Origin of the sequence: Streptomyces thermocarboxydovorans (assembly GCF_039524635.1) — a bacterium.
GTDB lineage: Bacteria > Actinomycetota > Actinomycetes > Streptomycetales > Streptomycetaceae > Streptomyces > Streptomyces thermocarboxydovorans.
The window spans coordinates 1-20,876 of record NZ_BAAAGU010000012.1; the positions used below are offsets into that span (position 1 = coordinate 1).

At 73.2% G+C, this 20,876-nt stretch carries 19 protein-coding genes and 1 pseudogene; 9 read left to right on the forward strand and 11 right to left on the reverse strand.

From position 1 onward, the window contains the following. Both ABD198_RS07575 and ABD198_RS07580 read right to left on the reverse strand, forming a co-directional pair. The coding region (locus tag ABD198_RS07575) for a maltotransferase domain-containing protein (RefSeq protein ID WP_343998734.1) at positions 1 to 555 on the reverse strand (555 nt) is incomplete at its 3' end. A 145-nt stretch (positions 556 to 700) separates the two neighbouring features. Continuing rightward, positions 701 to 1,000 carry a DUF5133 domain-containing protein gene (locus ABD198_RS07580; RefSeq protein ID WP_343998736.1) on the reverse strand — a complete coding sequence of 100 codons (300 nt, stop codon included), beginning with the start codon at positions 998 to 1,000 and terminating at the stop codon, positions 701 to 703. 342 nt (positions 1,001 to 1,342) lie between these two features. Between ABD198_RS07580 and ABD198_RS07585 the strand changes: the two genes are divergently transcribed. Then, entirely contained in the window at positions 1,343 to 1,855 is a 513-nt protein-coding gene (locus ABD198_RS07585; RefSeq protein WP_343998738.1) for a pep a2, read from the forward strand. Beyond that, positions 1,852 to 4,014: a glycogen debranching protein GlgX gene (glgX, locus tag ABD198_RS07590; protein WP_343998740.1), complete on the forward strand. Its 2,163-nt coding sequence runs from the start codon at positions 1,852 to 1,854 to the stop codon at positions 4,012 to 4,014. Before ABD198_RS07585 ends, glgX begins: the two co-directional genes overlap by 4 nt. An 88-nt stretch (positions 4,015 to 4,102) precedes the next feature. Here glgX and ABD198_RS07595 read toward each other — a convergent pair whose 3' ends face one another. Both ABD198_RS07595 and ABD198_RS07600 read right to left on the reverse strand, forming a co-directional pair. Next, positions 4,103 to 4,906, reverse strand: a complete 804-nt coding sequence (locus tag ABD198_RS07595; RefSeq protein WP_343998742.1) for a VOC family protein — start codon at positions 4,904 to 4,906, stop codon at positions 4,103 to 4,105. Positions 4,907 to 5,345: 439 nt separating this feature from the next. Then, the gene (locus tag ABD198_RS07600) at positions 5,346 to 6,143 is read right to left on the reverse strand and encodes a SigB/SigF/SigG family RNA polymerase sigma factor (protein ID WP_343998744.1); all 798 of its coding nucleotides are present in this window, start codon (positions 6,141 to 6,143) and stop codon (positions 5,346 to 5,348) included. Positions 6,144 to 6,671: 528 nt separating this feature from the next. Here ABD198_RS07600 and ABD198_RS07605 point away from each other — a divergent pair. Continuing rightward, the gene (locus ABD198_RS07605) at positions 6,672 to 7,193 is read left to right on the forward strand and encodes a hypothetical protein (protein ID WP_343998746.1); all 522 of its coding nucleotides are present in this window, start codon (positions 6,672 to 6,674) and stop codon (positions 7,191 to 7,193) included. A gap of 34 nt (positions 7,194 to 7,227) precedes the next feature. On the opposite strand, the gene hemC is transcribed toward ABD198_RS07605, so the two are convergent. From hemC to ABD198_RS07620, 3 genes are all read right to left on the reverse strand, one after another. Then, positions 7,228 to 8,163, reverse strand: coding sequence for a hydroxymethylbilane synthase (gene hemC / locus ABD198_RS07610; RefSeq protein ID WP_343998748.1), 936 nt, complete (start codon positions 8,161 to 8,163; stop codon positions 7,228 to 7,230). Between the two features lie 64 nt (positions 8,164 to 8,227). Further along, complete coding sequence (locus ABD198_RS07615) at positions 8,228 to 9,004, reverse strand: NPP1 family protein (protein WP_343998750.1); 777 nt, start codon at positions 9,002 to 9,004, stop codon at positions 8,228 to 8,230. A gap of 143 nt (positions 9,005 to 9,147) precedes the next feature. Further along, on the reverse strand, positions 9,148 to 10,131 hold the full coding sequence (locus tag ABD198_RS07620) for an ATP-dependent DNA ligase (protein ID WP_343998752.1): 984 nt from the start codon (positions 10,129 to 10,131) through the stop codon (positions 9,148 to 9,150). Positions 10,132 to 10,398: 267 nt separating this feature from the next. Here ABD198_RS07620 and ABD198_RS07625 point away from each other — a divergent pair, with 267 nt between their 5' ends. The 3 genes and pseudogenes from ABD198_RS07625 to ABD198_RS07635 form a co-directional block, all read left to right on the forward strand. Continuing rightward, positions 10,399 to 10,815, forward strand: a complete 417-nt coding sequence (locus ABD198_RS07625) for a DoxX family protein (RefSeq protein ID WP_343998754.1) — start codon at positions 10,399 to 10,401, stop codon at positions 10,813 to 10,815. Beyond that, the gene (locus tag ABD198_RS07630; RefSeq protein WP_343998756.1) at positions 10,812 to 11,279 is read left to right on the forward strand and encodes a peroxiredoxin; all 468 of its coding nucleotides are present in this window, start codon (positions 10,812 to 10,814) and stop codon (positions 11,277 to 11,279) included. The genes ABD198_RS07625 and ABD198_RS07630 overlap by 4 nt, the downstream gene beginning before the upstream one ends. Positions 11,280 to 11,333: 54 nt before the next feature. Beyond that, a pseudogene (locus ABD198_RS07635) lies at positions 11,334 to 11,597 on the forward strand (PAS domain S-box protein); the annotation flags it as partial. A 146-nt stretch (positions 11,598 to 11,743) separates the two neighbouring features. Here ABD198_RS07635 and ABD198_RS07640 read toward each other — a convergent pair. Continuing rightward, entirely contained in the window at positions 11,744 to 12,379 is a 636-nt protein-coding gene (locus tag ABD198_RS07640) for a DNA polymerase ligase N-terminal domain-containing protein (protein WP_343998758.1), read from the reverse strand. A gap of 51 nt (positions 12,380 to 12,430) precedes the next feature. After that, positions 12,431 to 13,261 (reverse strand): aldo/keto reductase, encoded by an 831-nt coding sequence (locus tag ABD198_RS07645; RefSeq protein ID WP_343998761.1) that lies wholly within the window; start codon positions 13,259 to 13,261, stop codon positions 12,431 to 12,433. A gap of 182 nt (positions 13,262 to 13,443) precedes the next feature. Between ABD198_RS07645 and ABD198_RS07650 the strand changes: the two genes are divergently transcribed. Further along, entirely contained in the window at positions 13,444 to 14,457 is a 1,014-nt protein-coding gene (locus tag ABD198_RS07650) for a TauD/TfdA dioxygenase family protein (protein ID WP_343998763.1), read from the forward strand. 15 nt (positions 14,458 to 14,472) lie between these two features. On the opposite strand, the gene ABD198_RS07655 is transcribed toward ABD198_RS07650, so the two are convergent. Together ABD198_RS07655 and ABD198_RS07660 are read right to left on the reverse strand one after the other, a co-directional pair. After that, the gene (locus ABD198_RS07655) at positions 14,473 to 15,981 is read right to left on the reverse strand and encodes a metallophosphoesterase family protein (RefSeq protein WP_343998765.1); all 1,509 of its coding nucleotides are present in this window, start codon (positions 15,979 to 15,981) and stop codon (positions 14,473 to 14,475) included. A gap of 99 nt (positions 15,982 to 16,080) precedes the next feature. After that, complete coding sequence (locus ABD198_RS07660) at positions 16,081 to 16,704, reverse strand: L-threonylcarbamoyladenylate synthase (protein WP_343998767.1); 624 nt, start codon at positions 16,702 to 16,704, stop codon at positions 16,081 to 16,083. 182 nt (positions 16,705 to 16,886) lie between these two features. Here ABD198_RS07660 and ABD198_RS07665 point away from each other — a divergent pair, with 182 nt between their 5' ends. Together ABD198_RS07665 and ABD198_RS07670 are read left to right on the forward strand one after the other, a co-directional pair. Then, complete coding sequence (locus tag ABD198_RS07665; RefSeq protein ID WP_425580434.1) at positions 16,887 to 18,410, forward strand: helix-turn-helix domain-containing protein; 1,524 nt, start codon at positions 16,887 to 16,889, stop codon at positions 18,408 to 18,410. A 553-nt stretch (positions 18,411 to 18,963) separates the two neighbouring features. Continuing rightward, positions 18,964 to 20,703, forward strand: coding sequence for a fatty acyl-AMP ligase (locus ABD198_RS07670; protein ID WP_343998769.1), 1,740 nt, complete (start codon positions 18,964 to 18,966; stop codon positions 20,701 to 20,703). Positions 20,704 to 20,876 lie beyond the last annotated feature (173 nt).

The following is a 20,876-nucleotide window of genomic DNA, read 5'->3' on the forward strand; positions in this document are numbered from 1 at the left end:
GCTGGTGACCAGTTCCCGCAGCGGATACCGCGCCAGCACCGCGTCCACCTCGGGCGTCAGCGCCGCCGCCAGCCGGGTGGCGCAGGGCAGGGAGTCGTCGCGCAGCGCCTCGGCCGCGGCGAGGAGCACGTCCTGCCCCTCGTCCTGCGGGACGCCGGCGGCCGCCCGCTCGTACAGGTCGGCGCCCTCCTCCAGCACCAGGCCGGTGTCGATCCCGGCGGGCACCTTGACGCCGGCCGTGTGACGCCAGGTGGCGATCGGGTCGCCCCAGGCCTCCACGTAGTACGTCCACACTCCCGTCGCGTCGGGAGTGACCTCGGCGCCCCACCGGTCGGTGCCCGGCGCCAGCTCCCGCATCGGCGTGAACGGTCCCAGCCGGCCCTGAGGGTCCCTCAGCACGACATTGGCGGCCACGCCCTCGTGCCCCTCGCGGAACACCGTCGCCGTGACCTCGAACGTCTCGCCCACGACGGCCTTCGCCGGCCGCCTGCCGCACTCGACGGACGGCCGGACGTCCCGCACCGGAACACGGCCGATGGACCGGGTCGTCTTCATCGTCTGGCACCTCCGCCGTGCTCGAACGCCGGGCCCGCGCCCGGTCGTGGGGACCGAACGGCGGCGGGAAGGTCCTGGCCTTCCCGCCGTGAAGCACTGCCGGGGAAGGCCCTGGCCTTCCCGTGGTGGAGCGCTGCCGGGAGGTTCATGGCCTTCCCGCCGTGAAGCGCGGTGCGACCGGCGGGCCCCGTCTGGCCGTGGCGGCCGGGCGCGGCCTGTCGGCCGGTTCCTGCGGATGCGCGACGTGGCCGGCGCGCAGATACCGTTCGGCGGCGTCCGCCGCCTCGCGGGCGCAGCGCTTCCCCATCAGCACGCAGAGGGTGTAGCCGGAGTCCTCGAACGTGGCCCGTACCGTGCGGTCCGCCGGGGCGGCCAGCATCACGCGTTCCCACGCCCGGTAGCGACGCAACTGCCGGGCGACTTCGGCTTTGGCGGGTAGCAGCATGGCGCCGTCACCTTTCCGTGGCTCGATGGGGGCACGTTCTCCCGGGGGTCGGGCGGCGGCCGTGCGCACGGCGGCACGGACCGTAACGGCGATCGAGGTCTTCACACATGGTGCATGCGCTGTGACTGTTCGTCTTGTTGGATTTTCAACCTCTTTGGGTCGGATTGTGCTCAGTTGTCGCCACAGACGTCTCAGGCGTGCGCTCGTGTTGCACGAATGGGTCAACGCGCTCACTCTGAGGGTGACTCAGAAGCGATAGTCACTCACGTTCCGTGATCAGGGTGGGCCTCGTCCCGCAGGGGCGAGGAGGAACGCGAGTCTCGCGGTGAGGAGCCGACGACCATGAAGACCGCAGTGCCCTGCTACTACCACCTGGACGTGGAAGTCAGCCCGGAGAGGGTGGGACAGGTCAGCCGCATTCTGGCCGCTCACCTGAGGTACTGGGACCTCGAGAACCTGAGGGAGCGCGTCTGCGGCGGCGCCGAGATGCTGCTGCGGGCGATCGACGACCACGCCACCGACAAGAACGTCTCGATCGAGATGTGGTGGAACGGTCAGCACCTCATCACGGCCATCGGGGACAACGACCGTGCCCTGCGCCCCGACCAGGAGCTGCGCGGCTGCCTGGAGCACATCGCCGCCAGCAGCGACGGCTGGGGCTGCTGCGCCACCGAGACCGGCGGCAAGGTCACCTGGTTCTCGCAGCGCGCCCGCGCCGGCGAGCGGGTCCCGCTGGTGCCCACCGCGCCCGACCCGCGTGAGAGTGAGGGCCTGGACCTGCCCCGCGAGGTGAGCGTCGCCCAGGTCACCGGCCGGGTCCGTACCTCCGAGGGCGTCCTGGAGGAGGCCCGGTGACCCGGCGGAGGAACCGCACAGGGGCGCCCGCGTGGAGCGGGCGCCCCTACCCGCTGGGGGCGACCCCCGACGGCGAGGGCACCAACTTCGCGCTGTTCAGCGAGGTCGCCGAGCGGGTCGAACTGATCCTCGTCGACGACGACGGCCGACATACCAACGTGGCGCTGACCGAGGTCGACGGTTTCGTCTGGCACGGCTATGTGCCCGGCGTCGGCCCCGGCCAGCGCTACGGCTACCGGGTGCACGGCCCCTGGGACCCCGACGCCGGTCACCGCTGCAACCCGGCGAAGCTGCTGCTCGACCCCTACGCCACCGCCGTGGACGGGCAGATCGACAACCACCCCTCGCTGTACGAGCGCGACCCCGACGGACCCGACCCGGCGGACAGCGCCGGGCACACCACGCTGGGCGTGGTGACCGACCCGGCCTTCGACTGGGGCGAAGACCGACGCCCCTGCCGCCCGTACGCCGACACCGTGATCTACGAGGCCCATGTCAGGGGCCTCACCCGCACCCACCCGGAGGTGCCCCCGGAGCTGCGCGGCACCTACGCCGGGCTCGCCCACCCCGCGGTGGTGGAGCATCTGACCTCCCTCGGCGTCACCGCGGTGGAGCTGATGCCGGTGCACCAGTTCGTGCAGGACGGCGTGCTGCAGGGCCGGGGCCTGTCCAACTACTGGGGCTACAACACCATCGGCTTCTTCGCCCCGCACAACGCCTACGCCGCCCGCGGCACACGCGGACAGCAGGTCGCCGAGTTCAAGGAGATGGTGCGCACCCTGCACGCCGCCGGCCTCGAGGTGATCCTCGACGTCGTCTACAACCACACCGCCGAGGGCAACGAGAAGGGTCCCACCCTCTCCTTCCGGGGCATCGACAACAGCTCCTACTACCGGCTCGTGGACGGCGACTGGGCGCACTACTACGACACCACCGGCACCGGCAACAGCCTGCTGATGCGCCACCCCTACGTCCTGCAGCTGATCATGGACTCGCTGCGGTACTGGGTGACCGAGATGCACGTCGACGGCTTCCGCTTCGACCTCGCGGCCACCCTCGCCCGGCAGTTCCACGAGGTGGACCGGCTGTCGGCCTTCTTCGACCTGATCCAGCAGGACCCGGTGATCAGCCGCGTCAAACTCATCGCCGAACCCTGGGACGTGGGCGAGGGCGGCTACCAGGTGGGCAACTTCCCGCCGCTGTGGTCGGAGTGGAACGGCAAGTACCGCGACGCCGTACGGGACTTCTGGCGCGGCGAGGAGCACACCCTCGGCGAGTTCGCCTCACGCCTGACCGGCTCCGCCGACCTGTACGCCCACAGCAGGCGCCGGCCCCGGGCCAGCGTCAACTTCGTCACCGCGCACGACGGCTTCACGCTGCGCGACCTCGTCTCCTACAACGACAAGCACAACGAGGCCAACGGCGAGGGCAACCGGGACGGCGAGAGCGACAACCGGTCCTGGAACTGCGGGGCCGAGGGCGAGACCAGGGACCCGGCCGTGCGGGAGCTGCGCGCCCGGCAGCAGCGCAACTTCCTCGCCACCCTGCTGCTGTCCCAGGGCATCCCGATGCTCTCCCACGGCGACGAGCTCGGACGCACCCAGCGCGGCAACAACAACGCCTACTGCCAGGACAACGAGATCTCCTGGATCGACTGGCGGCTCGGCCGCGAACAGCGCGACCTGCTGGACTTCACCCGCCGGCTCATCGCCCTGCGCACCGCCCACCCCGTGCTGCGCCGGCGCCGCTTCTTCCGCGGCGAGACCCTGCGCCGGGCCGGCCAGCCACTGCCCGACCTGGTGTGGCTGCTGCCGGACGCGGAGGAGATGACCGACGACGACTGGGACCGCTCCGGCGCCCACTCGATCGCCGTCTTCCTCAACGGCGACGCCATCGCCGAACCCGACGCGCACGGCCGGCCCGTGGTCGACCACTCGTTCCTGCTGCTGCTCAACAGCCACTGGGAGCCGGTGGACTTCCGCCTGCCCGACGCGCGCTACGGCGAGCGCTGGACGGCCCTGATCGACACGGCCGACCCCGAGGGCACGCCGGACGAGGCGGAGCACAAGGCCCGCACCACCGTGAGCGTCGCCCCGCGCAGCCTGATCCTGCTGACCCGCCCGCCGCGCACCACCGCCCGCCGAGGGACACGCCGGTGAGGGACACGCCGGTGACGGACGCCCCGCACGCCCCCGCCGCCGAGGGGCGGCACGCCGCGAACCGTCACCGGCGGGTCGGCACGCCGCGTCAGCGGCTGCGGCGGGTCGTCACGGTGAACTGGGCGCCCTCGTTGTCGCGCAGGACCGCCTCGTCCTCCGACAGGGACAGCACGCTGCCGCCGTGCATCTCGGCGGCCCGGGCGCAGGCGGCGACGTCCTTCACCGCGAAGTGCACCTGCCAGTGCGGGCGGATCGTCGGGTCGGGCGCCGACTCCACGGCGCCCGACTCGATGCGGGCCACCACGTCGCCGCCGCTGCGCAGCACCACCTCGTCGCCCACGTACTCCACCTCGCAGCAGCCCTGCTTGTCCGAGGCCCAGTCGAAGACCTCCCCGTAGAAGATCGCCGCGTCGAAGGCGTCGCGTGTGTGCAGCTTGATGAAGGCCGGGTGGGCGCGGCGCCAGGCCGGCCAGTCCGTGAACAGCTCGCCCTCCCAGATCCCGAACGTCGCCCCGTCCCGGTCGGCCAGCAGCGCCGCACGTCCCGGCGCCAGCGAGATGGGACCGACAGCCGTGGTGCCGCCCCGCTCCTGCACCCGGGAGACCGCCTCGTCGGCGCTGCGCACCGCGAAGTAGGGCGTCCAGGCCACCGCCATCTGCCACATCCCGGCGACCGCGGCGATGCCCGCCACGGGTGTGCCGTCCGCCAGGGCGATGCGGAAGCGGTCCCCGAGCCGGACCGGCCGCCAGGTCCAGCCCAGCACGGCGCTGTAGAACTCCTCGGTGGTCTTCAGGTCACGGCTGGTCAGGCTCACCCAGCAGGGTGCCCCGAACACGGATTCGGTCGTGAAGACGTCCTTCGTGCCGGCAGGGGAGGGCATCTCTTGGTTCATGGCGTCGCGTCCTGATCTCGTCGGCCGGGTGGCACCGGAATGACACCAGTGTCCGTCCCGGACCGCTCCGGGCGCCTGCCGAGTACCCCGGCGGCGATGCCGAAACGGTGATCCGGAACCGATCCGGAGCGCCTCCGTCCGTCCGGTGGCACGCGGCGCGGCGAGTGGCGACGATGGAGAAGCCGGACACTGGGTGAAGGCACTCAAGCACTGTGCGGAGCCGACGCGGCAGCGGCAAACCTCAAGGTCCCGCAACGTCGCCGGCATGGTCCTCGTCCGGGCCGCACCGGCGTGCTGCCCGAGGAGAACCGCGCTGCCCTGGAGGAGGCGCTGGACCGGCTCGGCACCACCCCGGATCCCGGGCGCGCCGCCGCCACCCTGAGCGGCCACGCGCAGCCCGGCCCTCGAGACCCTGCACGCCCCGCCTCCGCCCCGCCGCTCAGCCGCCCTCGGCGGCCAGCTCCTCGCGCAGCTGGGCGAAGCAGCTGCTGAGCAGCCGCGACACATGCATCTGGGAGATGCCGAGCTGCTCGGCGATGGTGCTCTGCGTCATGCCCCGGAAGAACCGCAGATAGAGGATGACCCGCTCGCGCTCCGGGAGCGCCTGCAGGCAGGGCCGCGCCGCCACCCGGTCCACGACCGTGTCGTACGCCGGGTCGGGGGCGCCGAGCGCGTCCGCCAGGGCGTAGCCGTCGGTGCCCGGCATCTCCGCCTCCAGCGACAGCGCCGAGAAGCACTCCAGGGCCTCCGTACCGGTCTGCACCTCCTCCTCCGTCAGCCGGGTGTGCTCGGCGATCTCGGCGGTCGTCGGGGTGTGGCCCGGTGACGTCTGCGACAGCTCCTTGATCGCGCTGCGCACCCGGTTGCGCAGGTCCTGGACCCGCCGCGGCACGTGCAGGGTCCACATGTGGTCGCGGAAGTGGCGCTTGATCTCGCCGGTGACGGTCGGCACCGCGTACGCCTCGAAGGCGTGGCCGCGCGCCGGGTCGTAGTGGTCCACGGCCTTGACCAGCCCCAGGGCCGCCACCTGGTAGAGGTCCTCCAGGGTCTCGCCGCGTCCCCGGAACCGGACCGCGATGCGCTCGGCCATGGGCAGCCAGGCCCGGACCAGTTCGTTGCGCAGCGCCGTGCGCTCGGGTCCCTCGGGGAGCCGGGCGAGACGGGCGAAGTCCTCGCTGGTGTCCGGGGCGTCGTCGTGGGGGTGCGGCCTGGTGGTGGTGCTTCCGGCGATACGCATGATGCGCACCTCCCTGAGCAGGTGCCGGTGGGACAGACACCGCGGGAAGGCCGGACGCTTCACGGCACGAAGCAGCCCGGGCCGGCGAACCGTTTCCCACGGACGTGCCTCCTGTCCGAAGCACTGAACCACCTTTTCCCGTGCCCCGCCATTCCGAAACAGATTGGGAATTCAACGAGGGAATTTTCCGGCGGTACGGCGACGCAGTGAAATCGAAGGAATTCGATGAGTTAAATGCGGGGAGGCGGCGGGCGGGCGGGATGATCGCGCCCGGGGGTGCCGGACCGGGCCTCCCGCCCGGCCCCTGCGCCTGACCACGACCGGTCCATACCTGTGATCACGGCGCGGACGTGATGTACGGCACGCCGCGCGGGCGGGGTGGCCGACCGCTTCGGCGGATAGTGCCAGCGCAGCGCTTGATCAGCGATCAGCTGCGGTAAAACCGCCTGCCCACGGCGCATTCCGCCCATTTGACAGTGCGCCGAGCCCACAGATAGGAAGCAGCCACAGAATGTCGAGAGGTGCACTGTGTACGAGCCGAACGTGGTCGGGGACTGGCAGGAGTACGACGAGCATGCCGGTCTGCGGGTCCGCGTCCACCGACTTGAGGCGGGCGAGCCGCCGCGCGGACGCGACGACGCTGCCGAAGGGCTCACCTACTTCAGTGTCCGGGTGACCGTGGAGAACCGCGGAAGCCGGCCATTCGGTATTCACCTCGAAGACGGTCAGATCGATGTCCGGGTCGGCCCCGACGGTGAGAGCGCCTTCATCGACTGGCGCAACTCGCAATTCATCGAGGGATTCGACGTCTATCCGCTGCGCCGGGCGACGGCCGTCATTTTCGCCGCCGGACCCGAGGCGTCGCTGAGCCATGTGGACGTCCAGGTCCAGCTGCGCGTCGACGAGGAGTGGACCGGACGCCGGCTGTGGGCGGGCGGCATCGGGCTGCGGGAGCTGTCCGCCGGGACCCCGGCGGGCGCCTGCCGGGAGAGCCTCGCCCACCAGGTGAGCGTGTTCCTGCGCGAGCAGGCCGAGGAGGGCACCGCCTGACGGCGGCCCCTCGCACATCAACCGCCCCCGCTGGTCAGTGCGGGATCGTGTCGATGATCTCCCGGGCCCCCTGACGCAGCAGCGCCACCGCCACCGAGGTGCCGAGCGTGGCCGGGTCGAGCCGGCCCGCCCACTCGTGGGCGTTCAGCCGGGTCTTGCCGTCCGGGGTGAACACACAGGCCCGCAGGGAGAGTTCGCCGCTGCGGTCCACACGGGCGTAGCCGGCGATCGGGCTGTTGCAGTGGCCCTGGAGCACATGCAGGAACATGCGCTCGGCGGTGGCCTCCCGGTGGGTGGCGGGATGGCCGAGGGCGCTGACCGCGTCGATGAGGTCCGCGTCGTCCTCCCGGCACTGCAGCGCCAGCACGCCCGCGCCGATCGGCGGCATCATCGCCTCGGGGGAGAGCACCTCGCTGATCACGTCCGTCCGGCCGATGCGTTCCAGGCCCGACTTGGCCAGCAGCAGCGCGTCCGCCTCGCCGGCCGCCAGCTTGGCCAGCCGCCGGTTGGCGTTGCCGCGGAACGGAACGCAGGTCAGATGCGTGTGAGTGGCGGCCAGTTGGGCGGTCCGGCGCACCGAGGAGGTGCCGATGCGGGTGCCGGGCGGCAGCTCGTCCAGCGTCAGCCCGCCCGGGTGGACCAGCGCGTCGCGGATGTCGTCCCGTTCCAGGAACGCGGCGAACACCGTGCCGGCCGGCAGCGGGCGGTCGGCGGGCACGTCCTTGAGGCAGTGCACGGCGAGATCCGCCTCGCCGGCCAGCAGCGCGGCGTCCACCTCCTTGGTGAACGCGCCCTTGCCCTCCACCTTCGACAGATCGCCCAGCCACTTGTCGCCGGTGGTGCGCACGGGCACGACCCCGGTGCGCACTCCGGGGTGGGCGGCGGCCAACTCGGCACGGACGCGGTCCACTTGGGCGAGCGCCATGGGCGAGTCGCGGGACACGATACGGATCAGCTCGGGGGCGGACATGGCGACACGATAGACCCTCCGGGCCCGGTCCCCGTGCCGGAACGGGCCCGAAGGTCCCGAGCGGTCAGGCGTTCGGATCGAAGGGGATGCCCTCCGGCTTGGCCTTGGCCAGGTGCGAGGCGAAACTGCCGTCCTTCAGGCCGAAGTGGGCGCTGCCGAAGTCGTGCGAGACGAGCTTCTCCCGTATCCCCGGTGGATAGCCGTTCCAGCCGACCAGGGCCGGGTACTGCCAGGTGCTCTTGTGGTTCTCCGGCGGGTCGTCGTGGGCCTGCGCGATACGGAAGCAGTGCGTGCTGACGCCGTCCTTGTGATAGACGACCTTCGGGTGCGTGCCCTCGAAGCGGACCGACGAACGGGGGTGAAGGGTGAACGAGCCGTGGTTCGACGTCGCCACGTACTGCACCGTGTCGTTCTGCACCCACACCACCACGTGCTCCCAGTCGTGGCGGTGGCCGCCCAGGCCGATGCCCGGCAGGGCCTGGTCCTTCTCGAAGTACAGGGCGTAGACCACGGCGCACCAGCCGTTGTTGCACTTGGCGCGGGCGTAACCGTTGGTGTGGTCCAGGTCGGCGGCGTCCCGGCAGTTGCCGTTCAGCGCTCCGGTCGGCTTCAGGCCGGGGCTGACGTCGCCGCCGGGGCCGATGGCCGGGGTGGGATAGCAGCCGTCGGTGTCGTAGTCGTAGGCGGGCTGGTAGGTGCGCTCCAGGGCGTCGGCGTTCGCGGGCAGGGCCGGGGGCGGGGCGGCGAAGGCGGTGCCGGGGAAGGCGATGACGAGAGCGGAGGCTCCGGCGAGGCCGGTGAGCCACCGTCTGCGGTGGGTGCGGAGCGTGCTCGACTGCACTGCGTCCTCCTCGGGTGCGGGCGCAGCCCAACGTCTGTGGGGGGCTGGGGAGTTCAGCATCATCCCGGGTGGACGCGTCCATGCCAAGAGGTGGGCCGAGGCGGCCCGTGGTCCCTGCGCGGCAGGGTGCGGCCGGGCGCGGTTCAGGCCAGGTCGTCGGGCAGGTCGGCCGCCGACTCCTCGGGCGTCAGATCCGGCCGCAGCCGCAGCCAGGACGGCTGGCGCAGCATCCCCTCACGGGTGCGGGTGCTGTAGCGGACCTCGCCCACCAGCCGGGGGACCACCCAGTGCGCGCCCGGCACCGGGGGCACCGGGTCGAAGGGACACACCTCGCTCGCCGCCGCCCGCAGCAGCGCGGCCAGTTCGGTGCGTTCGGCCTCGCTCCAGCCCGTGCCCACCCCGCCCACGTAGCGCAGCCGGCCGTCCGCCGCCCGCTGGCCGACCAGCACCGCGCCCGGCAGGCCCGTCAGCCGGCCCCTGCCGGGCAGCCAGCCGCCGATCACCACGTCCTCGCTGCGCATATTGCGGATCTTGATCCAGGCCCGGGAGCGCACGCCCGGCTCGTACACCGAGTCCAGCCGCTTGCAGACCAGGCCCTCCAGGCCGTGCTCCCGGGTGGCGCGCAGCGCCTCGGCCCCGTGCCCCACGATCGCGGCCGGAGTGGACCAGGAGGGCCCCTCGAGGCCGAGCGCCTCCAGCTCCTCGCGCCGCCGGACGTAGGGCAGGCGGATCAGAGAGCGCCGGCGCAGGTGCATCACGTCGAAGAGGACGAGGTGGACCGGGACCTTCGCCGCCCGCCGGGCCGCCCTGCCGGGGGCGTGCGCCAGCCCCATCCGGGACTGCAGCAACTGGAAGCTGGCGCGGCCGTGTTCGTCCAGGGCCAGTACCTCGCCGTCCAGCACCGCCGGGGTGCTGCCGAGCGCGCGGGCCAGCGGGGCCAGTTCGGGGTAGGCGCCGGTGATGTCCTGGCCGGACCGGGCGCGCAGCACGATGGTGCCGTCGCCGGGGAGGTAGACGACCGCGCGCTGGCCGTCCTGCTTGGTCTCGTAGGCCCAGCGGTGGTCCATGGACGGGGGCGGCAGGGTGCCGGGGGTGGCGAGCATGGGCGGGATCAGGGGCAGGTTCACGGGTGAGGTGTGGACGCGGGTGCGCTGCGCTAAGCGCCTCGGGCACCTGGGATCCCCTGAACGGCGTCGTGGGGTCGCCCAAGGGTGGGGCGCCTGAGCGCCGTGGGGGTGCGGTGGAGGCGCGGCTGCGGGTGGGAGGGGGCTGGGCGCGCAGTTCCCCGCGCCCCTTAAGGGTGTTGTCCGGCCGCTTCTTTGAATGGAAGGGCGGAGTTCGGGGGGTACTTACCGTCGGGTAATGTGCGGGGGCAGGCCTTCAGAGGAGGAACCGTGTCACGGTCCGATCGCCCGCCCCTGCTGCTCGCCGGCCTGCTGGCCGTCGCGGGCACCGCCCACTTCGCGGCCCCGCGTCCGTTCGACAGCATCGTGCCCCGCTCCCTGCCGGGATCGCCCCGCACCTGGACCCGGGCCAGCGGCGCCGCGGAGCTGGCGCTGGCCGCGGGAGTGGCGCTGCCCCGCACCCGCAGGGTTGCCGCCCTCGCCGCCGCGGCCTTCTTCGTGGGCGTGTTCCCCGCCAATGTGAAGATGGCCGTCGACTGGCGGCACCGCCCCGCCCCCTACCGGGCCGCCGCCCTCGGGCGGCTGCCGCTGCAGCTGCCGCTGGTGCTGTGGGCGCGCGGCGTGGCCAGGAACGCCGGGAACGCCAGGAACATCAGGAACGTCAAGAACGCAGAGGGCCGGTCATGAGCGCCGCGCCGGGCAAGGGCGACGTCGTCGAGGACTTCGCGCTGCCGGACGAGACGGGCACCGTCCGCCGGCTGTCGGACCTGCTCGCCGAGGGGCCGGTCGTGCTGTTCTTCTACCCGGCCGCGCTCAGTCCCGGCTGCACCGCGCAGGCCTGCCGCTTCAGGGACCTGGCCGCCGAGTTCGCCGCCGTCGGGGCACGGCCCGTCGGCATCAGCGGGGACGGAGTCGAGCGGCAGGCCGAGTTCGCCGGGCGGCACGGCCTCGGCATGCCCCTGCTGTCCGACACCGACGGCACGGTCCGGGAGCGGTTCGGGGTCAAACGGGGGATCGCCCTGGCGCCGACCAAGCGGGCCACCTTCGTCATCGGCCGGGACCGCACCGTCCTCGAGGTCGTCCGCAGTGAGCTGCGGATGAACGTCCACGCCGACCGGGCGCTCGCCGCACTGCGCGACCACCGCTCCTGAGGCGGGCCGCGAGCCGCGGTTGATAAGGGGACAGGATGGGCTGATCCTGGACGAATGGAGGAGGCCTCCGCTGAGGTGGTCGTCGATGCCCGCGGCATCGTGACGGGGTGGAGTGAGGGTGCCCGCCGGCTGACCGGACATCCGGCCGGGGAAGCCGTGGGGCGGGCCGTGAGGGAGCTGCTCGCCGAGGAGGCACCCGCCACAACCCCGCCCGTGCCGTCGGGCAGCGTCGTGCTGCGCCACCGCGACGGGCACTCCGTGTGGGTCCGGGCGACGGTCACCCCGCTGAGCGGCCCGGACGGCGACCCCGCCGGGTACATCCTGCACGCCGAGCCGCCCGGCGCGGCCGAGACCTCCCTGGCCGGGCGGGCCTTCCAGCAGGCGTCCAGACCAACACGGGCAAGGTCATCTGGGCGGAGCAGCCGCTGTCCGCCCTGTAGAGAGGGCACCCGCGCCGGTGGCGGTCAGGCCTCCTCGTCGGCGGCGACCTGGGCCAGGGTGCGGCCGGAGCGCACCGAACGGGCGCGCCGGGGGTCGGGCGCCGGGCGGCCCCAGGACTGCCCGGAGGCCGTCCGCACCAGTAGCCACGCCTCCTCGCCGCTGCCGTCCCCGCCGCGGAACCGGGTCAGCGCGTACTCGCCGCGCAGCTTCGACCCCTTCAGCCGGAACCGGGCGTGCCCGCGCTCCAGCGACTCGGCGAAGCCGACCGGCCGGCCCCGGCGGTCGTGGCTGAGCGGCTCGTAGGTGCCGCGGTCCCAGACGATCACCGTGCCGCCGCCGTACTCGCCGTGCGGGACGACCCCCTCGAACTCCTCGTACTCCAGCGGATGGTCCTCGGTGGGCACGGCGAGCCGCTTGTCCTTCGGGTCGGCGGGCGGCCCCTTGGGCACGGCCCAGGACCGCAGCACGTCGCCCACCTGGAGGCGGAAGTCGAAGTGCATCCGGCGCGCGTCGTGGATCTGCACCACGAAGCGGGGCTCCGGGCCCGCCGCCGCGGCCCTGCCGCGGGGCTCCGCGGTGCGGGTGAAGTCCCGCTTGCCGCGGTAGTCCCGCAGCCGGTCCGGCCCGTCCCGCTCGTCCCGCCGCTGCCGTGCGCCCACGTCCGGCTCCCTTCCTCCAGGTCGTGCCCCGGTGCCGCGCCGGGTACCCGGTCAGAACTCCTCGTGCACCTCGGGGTCACCGCCCAGGCGCCGGTGGGCGCGGTCGGAGAGGGTCCGCATCTGCGCCTCGTCCAGCTCGAAACCGAAGACGTCGAGGTTGGCGCGCTGCCGGTCCGGGTCCGCCGACTTCGGGATGGGCAGCGCCCCCAGCTGGATGTGCCAGCGCAGCACCGCCTGGGCGGGCGTCACCCCGTGCGCCTCTGCCACGGCGGCCACGGCCAGGTCGTCCAGCAGCGCCGACCCCTGGCCGAGCGGGCTCCAGCTCTCGGTGAGGATGCCCTTCTCCCGGTGGTAGGCGCGCAGCTCCTCCTGCGGGAAGCAGGGGTGGAGCTCGATCTGGTTCACCGAGGGCAGCACCCCGGTCTCCTTCTCCAGCCGCTCGATGTGGGCGGGGGTGAAGTTGGAGACGCCGATGGACCGGACCAGACCGTCCTCCCGGAGCTTGATCATGGCCTTCCAGGAGTCGGCGTACTTGTCGACGCGGGGCAGCGGCCAGTGGATCAGGTACAGGTCGACGTAGTCCAGGCCGAGCCGCCTGCGGGACTCCTCGAAGGAGGCGAGGGTCTGCTCATAGCCGTGGTGGCGGCCCGGCAGTTTCGTGGTGACGACGATCTCCTCGCGCGGCACGCCGGCGCGGGCGACGGCGCGGCCCACCCCGGTCTCGTTGCGGTAGTTCGCCGCCGTGTCGACCAGGCGGTACCCCAGCTCCAGTGCGCTGGTCACCGCGCGTTCCGCCTCGTCGTCGTCCAGGGGCCAGGTGCCCAGGCCCAGGGCGGGGATCGTGGTGCCGTCGTTGAGGGTGTGGGTCGGGACGCTGCTCACGAAAGGACCTCCCGTTGGCGATGTCGTGGCTCCAGCCTCGACGACCCGCCCGGCCGTGATCAACCGGAGAGGTCCGTGCCGGTCGCGGCCACGCCCTGTCGCCAAGCCGGCGCCCGGCTGTCACGATCTTCCAGGAGCCGGCCCGCAGGGGCCGTGGGGAGGCACGACGGAGGCGAGGACGGATGACGAGCGACCGGGGTGGCGCAGCGGCCGTCGGCGGGCCGGCGAGCGGGACGGGACCGGCCGGGGCGGAGCCGGCCGGGGCGGAGCTGGACGTGCGGCCCGTGGCCGGGCACATCGGGGCCGAGATCGCCGGGGTGGACCTCGCCGGTGACCTCGACGACTCGGCGGTCGCCGCGATCCGGGCGGCGCTGCTGCGCTGGAAGGTGGTGTTCTTCCGCGGGCAGCGTCTCGACCACGCCGGGCAGGTGGCGCTGGCGCGCCGATTCGGCGAACCGGTCGTGCTGCCGCGGCGCGGCAAGGCCTCCCCGCCGGACGTCCCGGAGATCGAGACCACCGCCGACCGGCTGGAGCTCGGCGGCCGGTTCGGCATGGCGCACGACGAGTGGCTGCGGCGCCGCCGGCACACCCTGCTGCGCGGCTGGCACTGCGACCACGGCGCCCGCATCGACCCGCCCGCGGCGACCATCCTGCGCGCCGAGACCGTGCCGCCCTACGGCGGCGACACCACCTGGTCCAACCTGGCCGCCGCCTACGCCGGACTGTCCGCCCCGGTCCGGGCGTTCGTGGACGGGCTGCGCGCCGAGCACCGGCTGGGCGTCGGCTACCAGCCGCGGCCCGGCGACGACGCCTACGCCCGCCACCTGCTGGACCATCAGGTCGCCTCCGAGCACCCGCTGGTGCGGGTCCACCCGGAGACGGGGGAGCGGATCCTGTTCGTCAACGGCTACTACGTCGAGCAGATCACCGGCCTGTCCCGCCCGGAGAGCGCCGCCGTGCTGGAGATGCTGCTGGAGCAGGCGATCCGGCCCGAGTACACCGTGCGGTTCCGCTGGGAGCCGGGCAGCGTCGCGTTCTGGGACAACCGGGCCACCATCCATCTCGCCCCCGGCGACACCGCCCACCTGGACCATCCGCGGATCATGCACCGGGTGATGATCGCCGGTGACGTCCCGGTCGGCGTCGACGGACGGCCGTCCGCACCGATCACGGGCCCGGCTCCCGGCCGCTGGTGACCTCCGGTCATCGGGTCACCGGGTCAGCGGGATGATCACCTCGTCCTCCACGGGCGGGTCGGTCTCCTGCGCCCGGTTGCCGGTGGCCGCCAGGCAGCGCAGCCGGATCCGCTCCGGCTCGACGTCCAGGCGCAGGAAGCTCTTGAAGAACGGCGGGCTGTAGGTGGCCGAGCCCGGCGAGAACACCTGGGTGTAGATCTTGCGCACGGGCAGCCGGAACCGCTTGGCCCGGTCCGGCCGGCGGCCGGTGCCGAGCAGCGCGGCGACCAGCCGGACCCGCCGGGTGACCCGCCCGGGCGGGTCGGTGGGCCGGGTCGGCCCGATGCCGAGCCGCTCGGCGATCACCGCGGACGCCTCCGCCTCGGTGAGGGTGAACAGGCGCGGCAGCCGCAGCCGGCGGCCGTACAGGGCGCTGTAGAAGGCGAGGGAGTCGCCGCGCAGCGGATAGCAGCGGAAGTCCCGCTCGGTCACCCCGGCGACATCGACGCGGGGGATGGTGTGGGTGGCGTGGGTGAAGGCACCGCCGCCGCCCGCCACCACGTACTGCAGGGTGCGCCCGTCCGGCAGCCGCACCGGGTAGCGCTGGTAGTTGTGGATGTCCCCGCCGATCGCCGCCACGTAGTGGTGGTCCGGGTCGCGGACGATCTCGTCCACCGTGCCGCCGCCCTCGATCGGGCAGGGGTGGTGCGCGCCGTCCACGTACAGCGGCGAGCCGGTGACGAGGATCTTCGGGCGGGGACCGCGGGAGACCTCGCGCAGCCAGGCGCCCTGCTCGGCGTCGACGGTTCCCAGCAGCCCGGTGTCGATGCCGACGATCCGTATCGGCCCCGCGTCGATCGCCCAGTACGGGCCCGGCTGCACGGCCTGCTGTTCGGGCGCGGAGCGCAGGGCGCGGGCCTCGGCGAGCCGCTCGCCGTCGCCCGGGCGGGGCCGGTGCCACAGCAGGGAGCGCAGCCAGGCGCGGGTGAGGGGGCGGGGACGCTCCTCGGGCGGCAGGGGCGCCCGCTCGCCGCAGAACACCCGCATGAAACCGGCGAGGTCCTCGTACCAGTCGTGGTTGCCGGGTATCGCGTAGATGGGCGCCCGGTAACCGGCGTACGGGCGGAAGAACTTGTCGGCGTAGTCGTCGGCGCTGCCCACCGGGTAGATCACATCGCTGGCCAGCACGGCGAAGCGGGTGTCCCGGCCGGCGTTCAACAGGCCCGGCACCACAGCGTACTGGGGCTCGCCGCCCTCACCGGTGTCGCCGATGACCAGGAAGGAGAAGCGGTCCGGGTCGTCACGCCGGATCACCTTGTCGGCCGGTGCGCCGGCCGCCGCCCGCCGGGCCGTCCAGCGGCTGCGGATACGGCCGGTGGGGTCCCCGAGCCAGCAGACCAGCACGCCGTTGCGGGCGGCCCACAGCATGCGCGGGTCGAGCCAGAAGACCTTCTCGGTGCCGCCGGGCATCAGCCGCCGGTAGATGCCGCGTTCCGCGGAGCCCCAGCCTGCGCCCTCGGCCGTGTCGCGTGAGGAGTTGGACATCGGGGCACCGTAACAACGGTGCCCGGCAGGGGCGCAGGGGTGGTCCGCCGTTCAACTGCCCTGCCGTGGAAGGCTGCTCGCACTGCCTCGCGGGGGCGGCTACTCGAACCGGGAGACGTCGCCCGCGCCGCGCCGCACGATCTCCGCCTCGCCGCCGGAGAAGTCGATGACCGTGGTCGGCTCGGTGCCGCAGTCCCCGGAGTCGAGCACAGCGTCCACCACGTGGTCGAGGCGGTCCTTGATCTCCCACCCCTGGGTCATCGGCTCGTCCTCGCCGGGCAGCAGCAGGGTGCTGGACAGCAGCGGCTCGCCCAGCTCCTCCAGCAGCGCCTGGGTCACCACATGGTCGGGGATGCGCACGCCCACCGTCTTCTTCCTGGGGTGCTGCAGCATGCGCGGCACCTCCCGCGTCGCCGGCAGGATGAAGGTGTAGCTGCCCGGGGTCGAAGCCTTCACCGCGCGGAAGACGTCGTTGTCGATCCGTACGAACTGGCCGAGCTGGGCGAAGTCCCGGCAGACCAGCGTGAAGTGGTGCCGGTCGTCCAGCTTGCGGATGGTGCGGATACGGTCGATGCCGTCGCGGCTGCCGAGACGGCAGCCCAGCGCGTAGCAGGAGTCCGTGGGGTACGCGATCAGGGCGTCGTCGTCGCGGATGCTCCGGGCGACCTGGGAGATGGTGCGCGGCTGCGGGTTGTCGGGGTGCACGTCGAAGTACTTCGCCATTCACCGAGCTTATGACGCAGGTGCCGGTACGGCCGCGGGGACCGGGCCGGGACGCACGATGCCGGTGCGCCTCGGGGGACGTGCCGGACGGGACGAGCCGGGCAGAAGGGATGAGCCGGACGTGCGGGTGAGGTAACGTGCCCGACCGGGACCGGTACGGCGCGAACGAGGGGAAGGCCGAGGTGACAGGCCGCAGGGACGCAATCCGGGGCGAGATCCGGGGCGAGCAGCCGGCGGCCGGCCAGGCCCCGGCATGGGCGCGGGAGCTGCTGGAGCATCTGCGCCCCTCCGCCCGTGACGTCCGCCGGATCGCCGACTGGCTCGCCGCGACCGTGCACGCCGCGGTCGCCCTCCAGGACGCCGAGGGAAACCTCCTCGCCGGCCGGCGGCTGCCGCTGGACGAGGATCTCGTCGCCGACCTCACCTCCGGCCGGATCGCCTCGGCCGCCTGGGAGGGCGAGGGCCGCCATCTGCGCCTGGTGCGGGTCGAGCACCCGTCGCGGGCGCTGGTGCTCGCGGTCTCCCGCCGGACCCCGTTCGACCGGCGCGCCGCCGATGTCGTCACGCACACCGCCCAGGTGCTGGAGCTGCTGCTCGCCGCCCGCGAGACCGCCACCGCCGGGCAGCTGCTGCGCCGCGCCACCGCCGACCTGCGCCTGGCGATCATGCAGTTGCTGATGGTGGAGGACATCGTCGCCGCCCGCCGGGTCGCCGCCGGGCTGTGGCCCGGACTGCTCGACGCCGACACGGCGTGTGTCTATGTCGTCGAATCGACACCGGCCCGCCGCGACCGGCTCGCCGAGGAGGCCCTGGACGCCACGGCCGGGGAGGCGCTGGTGGTGCGCTGCCCCGCCATGGACGGCCATGTCATCGTCCTCAGCCCCCGGGAGACCACCGCGAGCGACCTGCGGTCGCTGGTCGTACGGCACGACGACACCTACCTCGGCGGCAGTGCCCGGCAGAGCCTCGCCCGCACCGCCACCGCCTACGGGCAGGCCGTCAGCGCCCTCGCCGTGGCCCGCTTCAGACCGGACAAGGCGGCCGTCTACGCCGAGCGCATCCACCCCGAGCGGCTGATGGATCCCGCGGCGCTGCGCGGCTGGACCGCCCGGCTGCTGCGCCCGCTCGACGTCCTGCCGCACCACACCCGCGCCGAACTCCTCGCCACCACCCGCCTCGGCCTGGAGTTCACGGCCGTCAGCACCGCCAAGATCCTCGGCGTCAGCCGCAACACCGTGCGCGCCCGCATGGAGCGCGTGGAGACCATGCTGGGCGCCGACTTCGACGACGTCACCGCCCGCGCCGTCGCCCATCTCGCGCTGCACACCCAGATCAACCTCCAGGACGGGCAGGCCGTCGCCGACCCCGGCGCGGACCCGCCCCGCCTCGCCGACCTGCTCTCCGGCGAGGCCGTACGCGCCTGGGCGCAGCAGCTGCTCGGCCCCCTCGAGGACGACTCCCGCAATCTGCGCCGCACCCTCGGCGCCTGGGTCGCCTCCGGCGGCAACGCCGGACGCGCCGCGCAGAGCCTGGGCGTGCACGCCCAGACCGTCCGCGAGCATGTGCGCAGCGCGGAGCCGATCCTGGAACGCCGGCTGCTGGCCGCCGGCACCGATCTCTACGAGGTGGTCCTGGCCCTGCTCGCCGCGGGGGACCTGCCGCAGCCGGTGTTCGCCGGTCCGGCGCAAACCTCCTCACCTGCGTGAACATCCTTTCGAGAGGCCGGCCGGGCCGCGATGCGGAGGGGCTCCTACCGGTATGTTTCGGGCGCGGTTGTGCACCGGTGAGTCCCGAGGGGGCCGCAGGCGGGCACTGGTGCGGTACACAGACCCACCGGCGTGCGCATAGCTTCTTTTCAGCCGCGGGGCACGACCGGAACGGGGGACCGGTCGCGCTCCCGCGGTTTGTCCGTGAGGCCCGGCCCGTCGTCACCGAGACGATGGCCGGGCCTTTGCCATGTCCGTCGAAACACGCCGAACGGGTCTGCTACGGTCGCATACGCGTTCCACACAGGTGGTTACGCGGAGTTCACACCCGCCCGCCTTGCGGGGCGGACGGACTTGCTATCGTGCTACTCGCCGGTAGCAAGCTGAACGGGGGTTCGGGGGGCCGGTGTTGACCGCATCAGCGCTCCCCGCGTTTCCAGCGGCAGCGGTCTGGCAAGGAGGCCAGGCCGGCCGCAGTCTCGCGCGTACCCGAGGCGCGGCCCTCAACACTCCGGTTCCTCGCACTGACGCAAGAACAGGTGAGTCTCCTCCTATGGCCCGTTCCCTGGTCGACCTACTTTTCGCGCACGCTTCCGAGCACCCCGACCGGACCGCCTACCGCTTTCTCGCCACCGGCGACTGCGCCGGCGAGAACGCCGAGATCCACACCGTCACCTACGGGCGTCTGGCCGCCCGCACCCGCGCCGTCGCCGCATGGCTGCGGGACCGGAACCTCACCGGCGCCCGCGCCATGCTGATGTACCCGCCGGGACTGGAGTTCATATCCGGCTACCTCGGCTGTCTCGCCGCCGGGGTCGTCGCCGTGCCCGCCGTGCCCCCGCAGGGCCGCGCCGACAACCACCGCGCCCTGACCCGGACCAAGCGCCTGATGGCCGACGCCGACGCCCGCATCATCCTCGGCGGACGCCAGGTGATCGGCGCGCTCGACGGCATGACGCCCCATCTGCCGGAACTGGCCGACGTCACCCGCGTCGCCACCGAGGACATCCCCGACGAGGCAGGCGCCGGCTGGGAGGCACCCGAACTCGACCCCGGCTCCGTCGCCTTCCTCCAGTACACCTCAGGCTCCACCTCCGCCCCGCGCGGCGTGATGGTCACCCACGGCAATCTGCTGGACAACCAGCGGATCATCACCGAACGGATGGGCCACACCCCGGACGCCCTCGCCGCCCACGGCAACGAACTGTTCGTCAGCTGGCTGCCCGTCTACCACGACATGGGCCTCATCGGACCCGTCCTCAACACCATCCACACCGGCGGCACCGCCACCCTGCTCTCCCCGCTGCACTTCCTCCAGCGGCCCCAGCGCTGGCTCGACACCGTCAGCCGCTACCGCCCGCACACCAGCGGCGGCCCCAACTTCGCCTACGAACTGGCCCTCAAGCACGCCGACCCCGACTTCATCGACCGGCTCGACCTGAGCAGCTGGAAGGTCGCCTTCAACGGCGCCGAACCAGTACGCGCCGCCACCCTGCGCCGCTTCGCCGACACCTTCGCCCCGGCCGGCTTCCGCCGCGAGGCCCTCTGCCCCTGCTACGGGCTGGCCGAGGCCACCCTGATGGTCACCGGCGGCTCGACCGGCGCCCCGCCCACCCTCCTGTCCGCCGAGGAGGGCCCGCACGCCGGCGAGGCCGACGCGGCGGCGGTCGGCACCGGACGGCCCGGCCCCGGACTGACCGTGGTGATCGCCGACCCGGAGACCCACGAGGAACTCCCCGAGGGGCAGGTCGGCGAGATCCGCGTCGCGGGCGCCAGCGTCGCCAAGGGCTACTGGCGCAACGCCCTCGCCACCCGCGAGACCTTCCGCGCCGAGGTCACCGGCCGCGAGGGACGCTTCCTGCGCACCGGCGACCTCGGCTTCCTGCGCGACGGCGAACTCTTCGTCACCGGACGGCTGAAGGACCTCATCGTCATCGACGGCCGCAACCACTACCCGCAGGACCTCGAACTCACCGCCGAGATGGCGCACCCCGCGCTGCGCCCCGGCTGCACCGCCGCGTTCGGCGTCGACACCGGCACCGGGGGAACGGGCGGCGAACAGGTCGTCCTCGTCGCCGAGGCCGCCCCGGACGCCGCCGGCGACGCCGAGAAGATCACCGAGGTGATCCGCGGCGCCCTCGGCGACTCCCACAGCGTCGCCGTCCGCGACGTGGTGCTGGTCCAGCCGGGCACCATCCCCAAGACCTCCAGCGGCAAGATCCAGCGCCGCGCCTGCCGCACCGCGTACCTCGACGGCACCCTCTCCGTGATCGGTGCGCCCACCGCCGGGTGACCCGGCCCACCGCCGGACGATCCCGCGCGCCGACGGCCCGGCCCGCCGCGCACCCGCCGGGCGCCGGCGCCCACCGCAACCCCCGCGCACGCCGGACCTGAGAGGCCCCGCCGCCCCGTCCCGCGCGCCGCGCCGGCCCACCCGGCCGGCGCCCGAGTTCCCAAGGACCACCC

What these genes read in the sequence shown, in the direction of transcription:
- ABD198_RS07600 (WP_343998744.1), bottom strand. Translation starts at nt 6,143, where the DNA reads ATGCGTATCGCCGGAAGCACCACCACCAGGCCGCACCCCCACGACGAC.
- ABD198_RS07580 (WP_343998736.1), bottom strand. Translation starts at nt 1,000, where the DNA reads ATGCTGCTACCCGCCAAAGCCGAAGTCGCCCGGCAGTTGCGTCGCTAC.
- ABD198_RS07670 (WP_343998769.1), top strand. Translation starts at nt 18,964, where the DNA reads ATGGCCCGTTCCCTGGTCGACCTACTTTTCGCGCACGCTTCCGAGCAC.
- ABD198_RS07595 (WP_343998742.1), bottom strand. Translation starts at nt 4,906, where the DNA reads ATGAACCAAGAGATGCCCTCCCCTGCCGGCACGAAGGACGTCTTCACG.
- ABD198_RS07655 (WP_343998765.1), bottom strand. Translation starts at nt 15,981, where the DNA reads ATGTCCAACTCCTCACGCGACACGGCCGAGGGCGCAGGCTGGGGCTCC.
- ABD198_RS07660 (WP_343998767.1), bottom strand. Translation starts at nt 16,704, where the DNA reads ATGGCGAAGTACTTCGACGTGCACCCCGACAACCCGCAGCCGCGCACC.
- ABD198_RS07650 (WP_343998763.1), top strand. Translation starts at nt 13,444, where the DNA reads ATGACGAGCGACCGGGGTGGCGCAGCGGCCGTCGGCGGGCCGGCGAGC.
- ABD198_RS07585 (WP_343998738.1), top strand. Translation starts at nt 1,343, where the DNA reads ATGAAGACCGCAGTGCCCTGCTACTACCACCTGGACGTGGAAGTCAGC.
- hemC (WP_343998748.1), bottom strand. Translation starts at nt 8,163, where the DNA reads ATGTCCGCCCCCGAGCTGATCCGTATCGTGTCCCGCGACTCGCCCATG.
- ABD198_RS07630 (WP_343998756.1), top strand. Translation starts at nt 10,812, where the DNA reads ATGAGCGCCGCGCCGGGCAAGGGCGACGTCGTCGAGGACTTCGCGCTG.